Origin of the sequence: Marinobacter sp. bablab_jr003 (assembly GCF_016464245.1) — a bacterium.
GTDB classification, from domain to species: domain Bacteria; phylum Pseudomonadota; class Gammaproteobacteria; order Pseudomonadales; family Oleiphilaceae; genus Marinobacter; species Marinobacter vinifirmus.
The window spans coordinates 1-280 of sequence record NZ_JADARC010000115.1; the positions used below are offsets into that span (position 1 = coordinate 1).

The 280-nt window shown below is 53.2% G+C and carries 1 pseudogene; it reads right to left on the reverse strand.

Features of this window, described 5'->3' with window-relative positions:
- A pseudogene (locus H3Z84_RS11930) lies at positions 1-141 on the reverse strand (transposase); the annotation flags it as partial.
- Positions 142-280: the final 139 nt, after the last annotated feature.

The following is a 280-nucleotide window of genomic DNA, read 5'->3' on the forward strand; positions in this document are numbered from 1 at the left end:
AGGTGTCAGGTAGTCGAGTGTTTTCCTCGGTCGTTCATTCAGCTTCCGTGCAAATTCATTTAACTGCTTCTGGGAATAGCCCGATAAATCGGTCTTCTTCGGGAAGTACTGGCGTAACAGACGATTGGTGTTCTCGTTGCTTGCGTATTCCAGACCAAGGTTGCCACTGATTCCAGACGAAGCCTGCCACCCATTCCACGCGAAAGCTGCCACTGATTCCACGGCAAAGCTGCCACCTTGGCAGGCTGCCTGATTTCCCCATCAAAACGTCCGGCGCGGG